The organism is Frankia sp. Cppng1_Ct_nod (genome assembly GCF_920656135.1).
GTDB classification, from domain to species: Bacteria; Actinomycetota; Actinomycetes; order Frankiales; family Frankiaceae; genus Protofrankia; species Protofrankia meridionalis.
This window is the reverse complement of record NZ_CAKKTK010000027.1, coordinates 40,809-54,452: the sequence shown is the minus strand read 5'-3', so window position 1 is coordinate 54,452 and position 13,644 is coordinate 40,809. Positions and strand designations below refer to the sequence as shown.

General features: G+C 69.9%; 15 protein-coding genes. 6 read left to right on the top strand and 9 right to left on the bottom strand.

Annotated features, from left to right (window positions below; genetic code table 11):
* The first annotated feature begins 237 nt into the window (after positions 1 to 237).
* The 3 genes from NBW77_RS10520 to NBW77_RS10510 are packed head-to-tail and all read left to right on the top strand — an operon-like array spanning position 238 to position 4,009.
* On the top strand, positions 238 to 1,407 hold the full coding sequence (locus NBW77_RS10520) for a glycosyltransferase (protein WP_250279635.1): 1,170 nt from the start codon (positions 238 to 240) through the stop codon (positions 1,405 to 1,407).
* Positions 1,404 to 2,417, top strand: coding sequence for a glycosyltransferase (locus NBW77_RS10515; RefSeq protein ID WP_250279634.1), 1,014 nt, complete (start codon positions 1,404 to 1,406; stop codon positions 2,415 to 2,417). Before NBW77_RS10520 ends, NBW77_RS10515 begins: the two co-directional genes overlap by 4 nt.
* Positions 2,414 to 4,009, top strand: a complete 1,596-nt coding sequence (locus NBW77_RS10510) for a glycoside hydrolase family 130 protein (RefSeq protein WP_250279633.1) — start codon at positions 2,414 to 2,416, stop codon at positions 4,007 to 4,009. Before NBW77_RS10515 ends, NBW77_RS10510 begins: the two co-directional genes overlap by 4 nt.
* 63 nt (positions 4,010 to 4,072) lie before the next feature.
* On the opposite strand, the gene NBW77_RS10505 is transcribed toward NBW77_RS10510, so the two are convergent.
* The 4 genes from NBW77_RS10505 to NBW77_RS22810 all read right to left on the bottom strand — a co-directional run bounded on the left by NBW77_RS10505 (position 4,073) and on the right by NBW77_RS22810 (position 7,216).
* Positions 4,073 to 5,080, bottom strand: a complete 1,008-nt coding sequence (locus NBW77_RS10505; protein ID WP_131747606.1) for a glycosyltransferase family 4 protein — start codon at positions 5,078 to 5,080, stop codon at positions 4,073 to 4,075.
* A gap of 790 nt (positions 5,081 to 5,870) precedes the next feature.
* Positions 5,871 to 6,110 (bottom strand): hypothetical protein, encoded by a 240-nt coding sequence (locus tag NBW77_RS10500; RefSeq protein ID WP_131747604.1) that lies wholly within the window; start codon positions 6,108 to 6,110, stop codon positions 5,871 to 5,873.
* A gap of 84 nt (positions 6,111 to 6,194) precedes the next feature.
* Complete coding sequence (locus tag NBW77_RS10495; protein ID WP_207387121.1) at positions 6,195 to 6,794, bottom strand: NUDIX hydrolase; 600 nt, start codon at positions 6,792 to 6,794, stop codon at positions 6,195 to 6,197.
* Complete coding sequence (locus NBW77_RS22810) at positions 6,791 to 7,216, bottom strand: hypothetical protein (protein WP_207387120.1); 426 nt, start codon at positions 7,214 to 7,216, stop codon at positions 6,791 to 6,793. Before NBW77_RS22810 ends, NBW77_RS10495 begins: the two co-directional genes overlap by 4 nt.
* A gap of 55 nt (positions 7,217 to 7,271) precedes the next feature.
* Between NBW77_RS22810 and NBW77_RS10485 the strand changes: the two genes are divergently transcribed.
* Positions 7,272 to 7,724 (top strand): deaminase, encoded by a 453-nt coding sequence (locus NBW77_RS10485; protein WP_250279632.1) that lies wholly within the window; start codon positions 7,272 to 7,274, stop codon positions 7,722 to 7,724.
* Positions 7,725 to 7,864: 140 nt separating this feature from the next.
* Here NBW77_RS10485 and NBW77_RS10480 read toward each other — a convergent pair whose 3' ends face one another.
* Both NBW77_RS10480 and NBW77_RS10475 read right to left on the bottom strand, forming a co-directional pair.
* Positions 7,865 to 8,137 carry a hypothetical protein gene (locus NBW77_RS10480; protein ID WP_165486216.1) on the bottom strand — a complete coding sequence of 91 codons (273 nt, stop codon included), beginning with the start codon at positions 8,135 to 8,137 and terminating at the stop codon, positions 7,865 to 7,867.
* A 260-nt stretch (positions 8,138 to 8,397) separates the two neighbouring features.
* Positions 8,398 to 9,606 (bottom strand): hypothetical protein, encoded by a 1,209-nt coding sequence (locus NBW77_RS10475; protein ID WP_250279631.1) that lies wholly within the window; start codon positions 9,604 to 9,606, stop codon positions 8,398 to 8,400.
* Between the two features lie 79 nt (positions 9,607 to 9,685).
* Here NBW77_RS10475 and NBW77_RS10470 point away from each other — a divergent pair, with 79 nt between their 5' ends.
* On the top strand, positions 9,686 to 10,384 hold the full coding sequence (locus tag NBW77_RS10470) for a glycosyltransferase family 2 protein (protein WP_242605963.1): 699 nt from the start codon (positions 9,686 to 9,688) through the stop codon (positions 10,382 to 10,384).
* A gap of 99 nt (positions 10,385 to 10,483) precedes the next feature.
* Here NBW77_RS10470 and NBW77_RS10465 read toward each other — a convergent pair whose 3' ends face one another.
* Genes NBW77_RS10465 through NBW77_RS10455 form a run of 3 tightly spaced genes read right to left on the bottom strand, consistent with a single transcriptional unit; the run spans position 10,484 to position 12,330 of the window.
* Positions 10,484 to 10,993 (bottom strand): hypothetical protein, encoded by a 510-nt coding sequence (locus NBW77_RS10465; RefSeq protein ID WP_207387119.1) that lies wholly within the window; start codon positions 10,991 to 10,993, stop codon positions 10,484 to 10,486.
* A complete protein-coding gene (locus tag NBW77_RS10460; RefSeq protein ID WP_165486215.1) occupies positions 10,929 to 11,300 on the bottom strand; it encodes a helix-turn-helix domain-containing protein in 372 nt (123 codons plus the stop codon). The genes NBW77_RS10465 and NBW77_RS10460 overlap by 65 nt, the downstream gene beginning before the upstream one ends.
* 49 nt (positions 11,301 to 11,349) lie before the next feature.
* The gene (locus NBW77_RS10455; RefSeq protein WP_131747600.1) at positions 11,350 to 12,330 is read right to left on the bottom strand and encodes an alpha/beta hydrolase; all 981 of its coding nucleotides are present in this window, start codon (positions 12,328 to 12,330) and stop codon (positions 11,350 to 11,352) included.
* 176 nt (positions 12,331 to 12,506) lie between these two features.
* Here NBW77_RS10455 and NBW77_RS10450 point away from each other — a divergent pair, with 176 nt between their 5' ends.
* On the top strand, positions 12,507 to 13,637 hold the full coding sequence (locus NBW77_RS10450; RefSeq protein ID WP_131747599.1) for a PP2C family protein-serine/threonine phosphatase: 1,131 nt from the start codon (positions 12,507 to 12,509) through the stop codon (positions 13,635 to 13,637).
* The last annotated feature ends 7 nt before the right edge of the window (positions 13,638 to 13,644 follow it).

Sequence of the window (13,644 nt, the reverse complement as noted above, 5' to 3'; positions counted from 1 at the left end):
GTCGAGGCCGTCATCGCCGACAAGCCCGAACATCGGACCGCAACGGCGGGCGGCGATCCGGGAGGGATGGCGGGTATGGGAGGCATGGGCGGCATGGGTTTCTGAGCGCCTGTCGCTCCAGCCTTCCTGGTCCTTCTTCGTCACGTCGGCAGGCACGCTGCTGATCCGGGCGAGTTCGACGTTCGCGTGCCTGCCGGCGCTCCCCGTCGGTGCCGACCGGACCGGAAGGTGCCCCCTGTGCCCCTCAGCTACGGCTTCCTGAGTACCTATCCGCCGACCCAGTGCGGGCTCGCCACGTTCACGGCAGCCCTACGGGAACAACTGGCCCACCTGGGCTCCGGGGCGGTCGGTGGGGTGGTGCGTCTGTTGGACTCCTCCGCCGGGCCGGCCCGGCCACGGCGGGCCCCGACCGAGGTGGTCGGGGACCTCGTGGCCGGGACACGGGGCGGCCCGCAACTGGCCGCCCGGCTGCTGAACAGCTTCGACGTGGCCGTGGTGCAGCACGAGTACGGCATCTACGGCGGCCGGGACGGCGACGAGGTGCTGGAGGTGCTGCACCACCTCGCCGGGCCGACGGTCGTCGTCGTGCACACCGTCCTCGTGCATCCGACCGGCCACCAGCGCCACGTCCTGGAAGCGGTGGCCGCTGCCGCGGACGCGGTGGTCGTGATGACCGAGACCGCGCGGGTCCGGCTCGTAGCCGGATACCAGGTCGACGCACACCGCGTGTCGGTCATCCCGCACGGTGCGGCCGACAACCGGACAGCCGTCCCGGCGCGGGTCGGTCGGCCGACCGTCCTCACCTGGGGGCTGATCGGGCCCGGCAAGGGCATCGAGTGGGGCATCGCCGCGGTGGCTGCCCTGACCGACCTCGAGCCCGTCCCGCGCTACCTCGTGGCCGGCGAGACCCATCCCAAGGTGCTGGCACGGGAGGGGGAGGCATATCGTGACAGTCTGGTCGCGCTGGCCCGCCGGCTCGGCGTGTCCGGGTCGGTCGCCTTCGACGGCCGCTACCTCGACGCGGTGGCACTGGGTGAGCTGGTGCGTGGGGCCGACGTCGTGCTGCTGCCCTACGACTCCCGCGATCAGGTGACGTCCGGCGTCCTCATCGAAGCGGTCGCGGCGCTCAAGCCGATCGTCGCCACCCGCTTCCCGCATGCGGTGGAGCTTCTCGGTGACGGTACCGGGATTCTGGTGCCGCACGGCGACTCCGCGGCGATCGCGGCGGCGGTGCGCAGCATCGTCACCGACGACGGTGTCGCCGGCGGGCTGGCCCGCGCCACCGCCGCGCGCGCTCCGGAACTGTTGTGGCCCGCGGTCGCCCGCCGTTACCAGCGGCTGGCTGCCGAGCTGGTTGCCCGAGCGGGGGACAGGACGACCAGCAGGCCGGTGGCGGCGACCCGGTGACCGTCATCGTGTCGTTCGCTCACCTCCTTCGGCTCAGCGACGACGTCGGACTGTTCGAACACGCCTTGGGAGCCGTCCCGCGCCGGGAGCACGGGTACTGCGTCGACGACGTCGCCCGCGGGCTCGTCGTCCTTGCCCGCGAGCCGGATCCGGCACCTGAGCTGGTCCGGCTCCTTGAGCGCTACCTCGCCTTCGTCGTCGCGGCGCAGGCTGCGGACGGAGCCGTGCGTAACCGCCGCGGCAGCGACGGGCGGTGGCGGGACGAACCCGGTCTCGGTGACTGGTGGGGGCGGGCGCTGTGGGGGCTGGGCACCGTTGCGGCGCGCGCACCCACCAGTCGGCTGCGGCTGACAGCGCTGGCCCGGTTCCGGGTCAGCGCCCGCCGCCGTTCGCCATGGCCGAGGGCGATGACGTTCGCCGCGCTCGGAGCCGGGGAGGTGCTGCTCGCCCACCCCGACGACGATGCCGCCCGAGCCCTGCTCGCCGCCGCCGTCACCGCGATCGGTCCGCGCGGCGCCGACCCGACGTGGCCCTGGCCGGAGCCGGCGTTGCGGTACGCGAACGCGGCCGTGCCGGAGGCGCTCATCCTCGCCGGCACCTGCCTGCCGGACGAGGCCGTCGGCGCCGAAGGCCTACGGCTGCTCGCGTGGTTGCTCGCCGTGGAGACCCGTGCCGGCCGGCTGTCGCTGACCCCCGTCGGCGGCAGCCGACCCGGGGATGGCAGCCGGCCCCGCTTCGACCAGCAACCCATCGAGGCCGCGGCTCTCGCCGACGCCTGTGCCCGGGCATACGACCTCACCGGTGAGCCGCGGTGGCTGACCGGGCTTCGCCGTGCCGAGGCGTGGTTCCTCGGCGACAACGACAGCGCCACGCCACTGCTCGACACCGCCACCGGCGGGGGCTGCGACGGCCTCGAGCGGGATGGCCGCAACACCAACCAGGGAGCGGAGTCCACCCTCGCGTGGCTGTCGACGGCCCAGCATGCCCGCCGACTGGTCGCGGCACCGTGAGCGGGCAAGGGCGCGAGCGCAGTGGTCCGAGGGCCGAGCACGGTCGTGAAGCGAGCGACCGACGGAGCGAACCGGGGACCCCGAGCCTGGAGATCGATCCGGAGATCGATCCGGAGATCGACCTGGTCACCCGGCATCCACTGGCGCTGTCCGCGGATCCCGGTCGAGTCATCGCGAAGCTGTTCCTCCCCGGCGAGGAGGGGGGCGAAGTGCACTCCCGAGCCGCCGGCATCGTCGACCGGGTACTCGCCCTGCCAGAGGACGAGGTCGAGGGTCTCGTCGCCGGCCTGCTGCGGCACTTCACCCCACGTCACCACGACTACCGGGGCATCCTGGTGCGACACGCTGGCGTCGTGGCGTCGCGGGTGCGGGCGCCGGCGCAGCTATCGTCGGCGCGCACCCTGTTGCTCGGTGCGTGCTTCACCGCCGAGTACGCAGTGGAGGGCGCCGCTGTCACCAACCCCTCGGCGGTGCCGCATCCAGACCAGTCGGAGCTCCCGCCGGGGGCGCTGCGGGTCGTGCTGAGCCTGCGCGCTGTCGGCGAAGGTCACCTGTCCTCGATCGGCTTCACTGTCGGCGTGATCGGTCCCGGCCCGGCGGTGCGGCTGGACCCGCGAACCGGTCCGCTCACCACCGGGCTGACCGCACCGGCCGAGTGGGATCCCATGCGGCTGCAGACCGTGCTCGCCGAACACGGGCTCGACGACGAGGTCACCCGAGCCGTTCTCGACGGGCTCGACGGGCTCGATGTCGCCCCAACCGGCGCCGGCCTTGAGGAGGCCTTCGCCCGGGTGCCCGCCGACCTGCTCCGCCGCCCCCAGGCACCCGGGATCATGGCCGGGATCCGGGCCGTGGCCGGTCTGCTTCAGCGGGTCGAGTTCCCGCCGGCCAGCGCCGTGGCGCAGCGGGTGCTGTGGCCGGCCGTGGCTGCGGAGAGCAACGGCATGGAGGACGCCCGGTTCGTTCGTTTCGTCGCGCCGGACGGGACCGCCGACTACCGGGCGACCTACACCGCCTATGACGGCCAGCACATCACCCCGCGGCTGCTGACCAGCCCCGACCTGCGGGTCTTCACCGCCTCGCCGCTCACCGGGACAGCCGCACGGAACAAGGGCATGGCGCTGTTCCCCCGGCTTGTCGCAGGCCGGCACCTCGCGCTGTGCCGCTCCGACGGCGAGACCACCAGCGTGGCAACCTCCGACGACGGCCAGGCGTGGGAGCCGGGCCGTCGGATCCACTCGCCCCGGGCGTCCTTCGAGCTCCTGCAGGTGGGCAACTGCGGGTCGCCCATTGAGACACCGGCGGGTTGGCTGACGCTCACCCACGGTGTCGGACCGATGCGCACCTACACCATCGGGGCGATCCTGCTCGACCTCGACGATCCGAGCACCGTACTGGCGACGCTGCCGGAGCCGCTGCTCACCCCACGCAGACCCGAGGCCGACGGCTACGTCCCCAACGTCGTCTACTCCTGCGGCGGGCTGGTCCACGACGGCCGCCTGTGGTTGCCCTACGGGATCGGCGACGCCCGTGTCGGGGTGGCCAGCCTCCCGGTCGGGCCGCTGCTCGCCCGGATGACCCGTCCTGCATGACCCGTCCTGCATGACCATGTTCCCCGGCGGCGCGGTCGTGAGCGGCCGGCCGGGCCGGCCGGGTCAGCCGGAGCCGAGCAGCCGTCGGTACACGGCGAGGTAGTCGGCGACCATGCGGGCCGCGGAGAACCGTCGCTGCGCAACCGCGCGACAGCCGGCGCGGTCCAGGCCGGCGGCCAAGTCGACCGCCTCCGCGGCTGCCGCCGGCCCGTCGACCAGGAACCCGGTCACCCCTTCGTCGACGACCTCCGGCATGGCCCCCCGCGGGTATGCCACGACGGGTGTCCCGCAGGCCATCGCCTCGACCACCGCAAGCCCGAACGGCTCGTCGAACGCGACGGGGTGCACCAGGGCCGCCGCCGAGCCGAGCACCTCGGCGCGCCGGCGCGGTCCCACCGAGCCGAGGTAGCGGACCCAGTCGTCGTCGACGTACGGCTGCACCTCCTCGGCGAAGTAACGTTCGTCCTGGACGATGCCGCAGATCAGCAGACGCCGGCCGGCGCGGCGGGCGATGTCGATCGCGACCGCGGTGCCCTTGTCCGGATGGACCCGGCCGAGGACGACCAGGTCCTCTCCACCGGCGGCCGAAAACGGTAGGGCATCCAGGTCGATGCCGTGGTGGACCGTGGCGACGTAGTCCAGGTCCGGGCTGCGGTCGGCGTCGGAGATGGACACGTACGCCGACCCCGCCCGCCTGTACGCCGGGACGATCCGGGGGTCCGAGAAGCCGTGGACGGTTGTGACCATCGGCGCGCGGGCGTGCGCCGCGAACGCCAGCGGCAGCCAGTCGAGATGGTTGTGCACCAGGTCGAACTCGCCCGACCGGGTCAGGGCGTGCGCGACGTGAAGCGCCTCCCATACCCGGCCGTCGAGCGTCGGGTCCTCTGCGTAGCCGTGCGGGCACACCCCGTCCAGTGTGCCGGCCGTCAGCGAGTCCAGCGTCGCGAACAGGGTGACGTCGACGCCGCACGCGACCAGCCCCTCCGCGAGCAGGCTGGTGATCTGCTCCCACGGGCCGTAGTGCCGTGGCGGGGTACGCCACGCCACCGGGGCGAGCAGCGCGACCTTCATACGGGTACCTCGATTGCTGTGGAGCCGGATAGCGCGACCTTCATACGGGTACCTCGATTGCCGTCGAGCCGGACGACGAAGCCGACTTGGTCAACGGTCAACGGTCGGTGACGGGTGACCAGTCCTCGGCGAAGGTTTCCATCTGCGCGAGGACCAGCTCGATCGCGGTCTTCTCGGCGTCCGGCGGGTAGCCGTGAGCCGCAGATCCGGTTCGATCTGCCGTTGCTCGGCGCGGCCGGAGCCGACGAGCCAGGCGACGACCGCCCGCGCGTCGAACAGCGGACCGCCGGCCTGGCTGACGGCCGGCTGCGGGAAGTCCTTGTGACGGCGCCGCCAGGTCGTCACCACCGGGCGCCGGACCCCGGCCAGCATACGAGCCAAAAGGTCAGAAAAGACTCTGAGTCAACCGATAACCCTGATTATCAGAAAATTGTTTGCCCTGTTGGCGTTGGCGGTCCGAGATTGGTCCCGGTCCGGGCGGTTAAGAGGGGGATCGCCCGGACCACCGCCGTGCCGTTCGAGGAGACCGCTACCATTTCGCCGTCGGCCGTGGGCTCGGGGAAGGTGCGGCTCCCGGACTTCCAACGGGCATGGAAGCGGGACGACCAGCGCACCATGGAGATCGGTTAGGACGTCTGCGCCTGATAGCCCTGCCACCCTCCAGCGGAGGATCAGGTGCGTTCGGGGAAACGAAGCTCCGGGATCGCGTTGAGGTTGATGCCATATCGGGCATAGACCTTGATCGCGTTTTCGCCGGTCATCTCTGAAGGAACGGGGCCGGTTAGCCGGCTTACCAGGTGAGGGTCATCCGGCTGTGTGGTTTGTCGATGATGAGACCGTTGGGGAGACGCTCGTCCGGTGTGCCGGCCGGGTGGACGTTGATGACCGGGCGGGCTTTCCGGTCGCCTCCCCAGATGCGGATCTGATCGCAGAGCCGGTCTGCCACCCCGGGTCCGGCGGGGCCGTGGCCGATGGCGCCGAGTTCGGCGAGTTTTTGAGGGGTTGCGTGTCGTTCAGGGACGTTAGGCACGTGCAGCGTGCGTGAGTGACGGTGATGGGGGCCCGCCCCTGCGCGCGTCCGGGGCGGGATGCGCGCAGGGCGGATGGTCGGGTGTCAGCGAAGGGCTGCGGCGATGCGCTGTCGCAGCGTGGCGTCCCTGAGGGTGTGGATCTCACGCCAGGTCGCGGCGGTGACCTCGTCGCTCTGGAGTTGGCGGACGTCGGCGGTGGTGCGGAAGAGGAACCGGAAGTCGACGTGCTGGTGGTCCGGCTCGCCCTTGGCGTCCGGGGGACCCAGCGGATCGGGAGCGCCAGCGAGCGATCTGCTGGGAGTACGGGCGGGGATGGGGTGAACGTCGATGTGAATGGGGTGCCCGTCTGCGGGGGTGACCGCGTCGGCGGGGATGCCGGTCTCCTCGGCGAGTTCACGCAGCGCAGCTCCCAGCAGCGAGGTGTCCTGCGGTTCGAGATGGCCACCGGGCAGAAGCCACATGTCCAGTGCTCGGTGGTGGATGTGCAGGAGGCGCCCGTCGGTGTCGGCGAGGATCGCGCCGGCGGTTACGTGGCCGCGGAACTCCTTGCGGGAGGTGAGGTCGGCCCCGCCGTCGAGGAGGTCGAGAACGGGCGCGAGGTCGGGTTTGTCCTCGGGATGCGTGTCGAGGTAGGTGGTCAGCGTGGTGCGGATGTGGTCTGCCGCGATGGCCAAGTCGATCACCTGTTGAAGTAGGAGAGCCAGATTGCCGCGATCGCGGCGCGGTCGGCCGCGGGAACCTCGTGCATGCCGGGGGCGAGGTCGCCGCGGGTGAGCATCCTGATCCCGGCGAATATCTCGGCTTGGACCAGGAAGATGAACGTGCCCACGGAGGCGCCGTGGAGGAAGTTGACCGCGTTGCCGGCTTCGACGCCCGTCTGCTCAAACTGCCCCGCGGCGGACAGACCGCCATCCGCGACGCTGGGCCTGCGCGCGCTTCCGATCGGCCTCCACACCCACTCCAATCGGATCATGAACAGCTTGTAGACGCTGAACGAGGCGGTCGCCGGGTGGCAGACTGTCCCCCAGGTGCGCGAGTTCCGGCAGGAGATGGACCAGATCCCCACGGCCACTGTCTGACAGCGAGCGAGCCGTCCACCGGCCATCTGGTACACCGTCTCCGACGGCCGCCGGACCCGCCCAAGGAAGGACGAGCCCTTGATGGCCCAGCTCGATGATCATCGGTGGATGACGTGGGCTATCGAGCTCGCCTACCGCTGCCCGCCGGCCACCGGCGCCTACTCGGTGGGTGCCGTCATCGTTGACGAGAACGGCGAGGAGATCGCGTTCGGGTTCTCCCGCGAGGTCGACGACGCGGTGCACGCCGAGGAGTCCGCGCTCGCGAAGGTCGCTCCCGATGATCCTCGGCTCGCCACCGCGACGATCTACAGCACTCTTGAACCTTGCTCGCAGCGTAAGTCCCGGCCGCGTACCTGCACCCAGCTCATCCTGGAAGCGAAGATCCCCAGGGTGGTCATCGCCTGGCGGGAACCCAGCCTGTTCGTCGCCGACTGCCAGGGCCACGAACTGCTCACCGCGGCCGGTGTCACCGTCGTGGAAATGCCTGAACTCGGCGAGGCGGCCCGCGCCATGAACGCTCACCTCTCTGTCTGAATGGCCGGCGCTGTGGGCGGCACGGGCCACCGCGTTGCCGACCTTGCCGGTGCCGCCGGTAACCAGCACCCTCACCCGGGCGACTGTATGACGCGAGGGTCTGGTCGCGCTGCCCGAGATGGCGGACTACCGCGGTACTTCTATGAAGGAGATTCGGTCGGTGGTCCGCTCTGCCATGCCCTGGCACCGGCGGTTGTGGCCGCTCGGGCCTGCTGCCACTTGAGCTTTGCGATCTCGCTGGGTGGCAGCTCAAGCTGTTGTACCCACCGCTGTGTCGCCGAGACCAGAGCGGAGCCGACGAGCGCGATGCCGGCGAACCCCAGCAGACCGCCGATCCCGACCATCGCGCCCCCTCCTACCAGGAGTCCTCGGCTGAGCTGAATTCCCTGCGGGGATTCCTGAGCGATCATCATCTGTCACCTTGTCGCCGATCGGAGGACGGTTTCAGGCGCCGTTACCAGCACGACCCAGGACGCATTGCTCCCGGAACGGCTCCTTACCCGAGCCTGTCCGCGCGGGGCCGCCGCCGCATCACCCCGCCCGAGTGAAACGGGAGCAGCGGGGTCGGCAAGCCCAACCTGGAAATATGATTCGACGGGTGATTCCTGAACCTGGATCGCCGTAGCTGATTGTCGGATCCAGACCGGCCCGACATGAGGCTCATCCTGAGCTATTACGGGCGTGTTCGACGTCGGCTGCTGATGACCCAGGTTCCGGCGATGATGACGAGGGCGAAAAGTAGCAGTCCGGCGCCGAGTGTCACGAGCAGCCAGACGCGGTCGCGTAGCGTCAACGTGCCGCTGAGGGTTATCTGGAGTGAGCCGATGGCGAACGCGATGGCTGCGGTGAATATGGTGACGAGTTCTATCGCGCGGATGGCGGAGGTCTGCAGTGTGTGGCGCAGGTCTCGGTTCGCGTTTTCCTGCTGGCGCCACCGGTCCCGTTGTTCGCCAGCCCAGCTGGCTCGCTGACGACCTTCCTTGATCATCTCGCGTTCGTTCAGGTACTGTTCCTGTAGCAGTTTGTGGCTTACGCGGCTGCCGATCGCGGGTAGTAGTCGGAGTGCGGTGTCGATGCTCGCGAGGGCCTCGTCGTAGCGTCCGCACATGCGTTGTCCGGTCGCGAGCCGGAAGCGGAAGAGATGGTCGTCGGGATACTCGGCGACCGCCTCACCCGCATGCCGCCGCAGCTGCGCTCCCTGCTCGTCGAACGGCACTGCCGCCCACAGCGCGTTCAAGCAGACATCGACGACGTGTCGCGACCTCGGGGATGCCGTCCACGCCTGATCGAGGAGTTCGGTCGCATATTCGGTGGTGATCGTCCGGCTGCCGAAAGCGGCGAACGCGCGCAGCCCGATGAAAAGTGGGTCGCGGCGGTGCTGATCGGCGGCGACCGCGAGCAGCGATGCCTCCAGGAACTGGTACAGCTCGTCGAACCAGAAGTTCGCCCGGAGCTTGCCGGCATGGTAGAGAGTCGCGAAAAAGCAGATGTCGCCGGAACCTTGAAAGCGCTCGATGATCCGACCGGTGGCAAGGGTCAGGTCCTCACGCGACTCGACGGTCTCCTTGGTGATGAAGGCGTACCCGAGCGACCATTTCTCGGCGATGTCGGTGCGATGGGCGCCGGCGGCGTGTTCACCGAGCCACCGGGCGCACTGGGCCGCGACCTCCACGGTTGGCTCCTGAAGGAAACGGCGACGCCAGTATCTGTCCGCGCAGATCAGCCACGGGTCCGCGACGAAGTCCGCGGACGCAACGTCGAACGGCGGCTCCACGCCCGCGTCGAACAGGGTGGAAGCCACCGACTCGCACCTGCGGTCCAGTTCCCGCGAGTCGGCCGTCGGCGCCTGATCGAGCTGCGCGACGATCGAAGTGATGTTCATGCGTCCCCTCGGTTCGCCCTCTTGGACAGGTATTTATCACACATGTGGCATCCTTCCGGTACATACTGCGAATGTGCAGGTGGATGTGGTGACGGCGGTGCACGCCGCCTACGCCCGCTACATCCCCGCCGCATGGGCGTCGCTGCGCCGCCAGACCCACCGGGACTGGACCTGGCGGGTGCAGGTGGACGGCCCTCCCGCGGACGTCCTCGACGCACTGGTGGCCTGCGGGGCCGCCGTCGACGACCGGGTGCGGACCGCGGTTCACGGCACGGTCGAGGGCCCCGCCGTAGCGCGCAACATCGCGCTCGGCAGATGCGCCGCACCGCTGGTGCAGAACCTCGACGCCGACGACGAACTGGAGGACCACGCGCTCGCGACCCTCGCCGACGCGCTACGAGCGCATCCGTGGGTGGGGTTCGCCGTCGGCCATGCACGGGACCTGTTCCCGGACGGCACCCTGCGGGGGCATCCCCTGCCGCTGTCGGCCGGAGTGCTGCCACGCGGGGCGTTGCCGGCCGCATGGACGACCAGCCCACCCGAGGCATATCGGCTGCCCGTGCATCCCGCCGGCGTGATGTGGCATCGAAGCCTGCTGCTCGCACTCGGCGGATGGTCCGCTCTGCGCGGCGTCGAAGACACCGCGACGCTGATGGCAGGTTCGGCCCTGTCCGCCGGCGTGCTCATCAACACCCCGACGCTGCGCTACCGCAGACACGACACGCAACGCTCCCTGGAGAAGTCCGATTTCTCCGGGGGGGGGCACAGTATTCCCTGATTCGCCAACGAGCCGCCCTCCTCGCAGCAGCGTCCCCGTGGCGCGACTTGCCGGGGGCGCGGGCCCATCCGGCGGAGCCGCCCCTGCCATGAAGGTCGGTCAGGGCTCCGTTTTCCCCAGGAAGGTCCGCAGGTCGTCGGCATGGTCCTGCTCCTCCGCCGCGTGCTGGGCGAACTCCGGCGTCACCTCGCCGGACCCGAGGCCCTGGGCGGTGTAGTAATGCCGTTTGTAGCGCAGCGCACAGACCAGCCCGGTGGCCAACGCCTCGTTACACACCTCGATGACCCGGTGAAGGCCGGCGCCGTAGGCATCCGTGTGGCCGCCGTCGTCCGCGAGGAGGAACCGGGGATTGCGGATACCCCAGTCATCCGGCGGGTCGTCGTAGAAGACGGGGCGTAGCTCCAGGAGGTAGCCGCTGCCGCGCACAGCCTTCCATGCGAGGTCGCAGTCCTGGTCGGCGAGCAGCCACTCGGAGTGGACGTCCTGGACGCGGGTGGGCTTCCCGTCCGACGCGGCCGCAATATGGATGATCGGAAGGGCGACGTCAATCCGGCAGCCCTGCCGCCAGCCGGAGGCGCGGGCGCTGTCGCGATGGCAGTCGGATGGCACGGCAGGCTGCGGCGCGGGCAAGCCGGCTCAGGACCCCGTGCAACGGGGCGACGCGCGCGGCCGTCTCGCGCGAGCGGGCGGTGACGCGACCGTCTGTCTCCAGTTTGCGTACCGTCGTGTGCGACGTGCCGAGTATGTCAGCGAGGTCCCGTTGCGACCAACCGGTCAGCCGGCGGACCTCGCGGACCAGCGTGGGCAGACGCGATGTTGCCTTTGTCGGCGCCGGTGGTAGCTGGACCCAGGCGGTGCACTCGGCCAGCAGATCCGCGACGCCCCCGACGGGGCGGTGAAGAACGATGAACGCCACAGGTTTCGTGGCGCTCACACCGCGGTGGTGCACGGCTCCCCGCGCGGGGTCAGGTGCCGAGCGCATCCTTCAGATAGCTGATCGCCTGTGCGATCGCGGCTCCGGCGGCGTTGGTCTCCCGCAGCGCGTCGAGCATCACGAAGTCGTGGACGATGCCCTCGTAGCGGACGGCGGTGACGTCGACACCGGCCTGGTGCAGCTTCGCGGCATACGCCTCGCCCTCGTCCCGCAGGACGTCGGCCTCGCCGGTGATGACGAGTGCCCGGGGCAGCCCGGCGAGCTGTTCGGTGGTCGCGCGCAGCGGCGAGGCGGTGATCTGGGCGCGTTCGTCGTCGTTGGTCGTGTACTGGTCCCAGAACCACTGCATGCTGTCGCGGCGCAGGAAGTACCCCTCGGCGAACCGGTGGTAGGAGTCGGTGTCGAACGACGCGTCGGTCACCGGGTAGAACAGCACCTGGGCGACGAACGGGACGCCGCCGCGTTCCTTGGCCAGCAGCGTCAGCGCGATGGCGATGTTTCCGCCGACGCTGTCCCCGGCGACCGCCAGCCGCGTGCTGTCGAGGCCGTGCTTGCCACCCTGCTCCACCACCCAGCGTGCGGTCGTCCACGACTCCTCGAGCGCTGCCGGGTAGCGGGCCTCGGGTGATCTGCGGTAGTCGGGGAACACGATGGCCGCGCCGGTGCCGGCCGCGAGCTCACGGATCAGGCGGTCATGGGTGTGGGTGTCGCCGAAGACCCAGCCGGCGCCGTGGATGTAGACGATGACCGGCAGCGTCCCGGTCGCCCCCCTGGGCCGTACGATGCGCACGGGGACCTCGCCGTTCGGGCCGCCGGGAACACCGATGTCCTCGATGTCCGCGTCGGGCCTGGGGATGTCGGGCCTGGGGATGCCGCCGTCCTGAAGCTCGTCGAGGGCCCTGCGCCCTTCGACCGGGCCGAGGTCGAACGGGTACGGCGGGTTGGCCGTGGCCTCGACGAATGTGCGGGCGGCGGGCTCCAGGACCACGGTGGCGGTGGGAGAGACAGTCATCCACTCGTTGTACCCACCGCTGTGCCGGTTGACCGGATGCGGACACGGCGTTACTCGATACCGGCGGCCCGGCAGTCCCGCCGATAAGATCGCAATTGTCCGGGACGAGGCCACGAAACCGGCTGTCAACCATACTGGAGGCTTTCGGCCGGTCCTGACGGGGAACGAGTGGCGGTATGCCACGGCTGCGAGCAGCGAGCTGGGCACGTCCGCTCGCGCCGCTGTTCGTGCTCGCAGCGGTAATCGTCATTGATCTGTTCGGCGACCGAAGATACGTCATTCTTGCACTCAGCGTCATCAGCCCGATGCTCGCCGCCATCCTGACCGGTCCTCGGATGACCACGGTCTACGCGGTGGTGGCGGTGGCGGTCGGCTCGCTACTCGGAGCCCGCAACGGTTTCTACACCGGCGACTATGCCGGTGGCGTGGCGGCCCAGGTGATCCGTCTGTGCGGTATCGCGGTGGGCGGCGTTCTCGCTGTCGCGGCCAGCCACGACCGGACTCGGCGGGAAGCGAAGCTGAAGAACATCACCCATGTGGCGGAGGTGGCGCAGCGTGCCATCCTCGGCGCTGTACCAGCTTCGTCCGGGGAGCTTCTCCTTGCCGTGAGTTATGAGAGTGCCGCGGCGGAGGCGAGCGTCGGCGGCGATCTGTACGAGGTCGTGGACAGTCCCTGGGGTACTCGAATTCTGATCGGCGACGTGCGTGGCAAGGGTCTTGACGCCGTCCGGATCGCCAGCCGGGTGATGGGCTGCTTCCGAGTGATCGCGCGGCGGGTGGAGGATCCCGCTGGTGTCATGGCGGTTCTTGACGGGGAAGTCATGGAGGTCAGCGGTCCTGAGGATTTCGTCACCGCCGTCTTCGCCGAGATAGACAACGGTTGCCTTCTGATGGTCAACGCGGGCCATCCCGACCCTGTCCTGCTCCGCGACGGCGCCATCCGGCTGGTCCCCGTCGCCTCCCGGCAGCCACCTCTCGGTTTCGGCGCCGACGGCATGGTCGTCACCCGGTACAGCCTTCGGTCAGGCGATCGGCTGCTCTTCTACACTGACGGGCTCACCGAGGCGCGTCATCCGGTGACGGGCGAGTTCTTCCCCCTCCTGTCTGCCACCGAGGCCGCTCTCCGGCACGTGTCTCTCGAGGAATCCCTCAGCGTGCTCGTGCGGCAGCTCCGGCGTTGGACCGCGTCATCGCTGAACGACGACGTCGCACTGCTCGCCGCGGAGGTCGCCTGTCCGGATGGTGCTTCCAGGAGACGGGGGGTTTCTTCCGATCTTCTGGCGGCCGGCGGGATGCAACGGGAGTGAGAGTCTG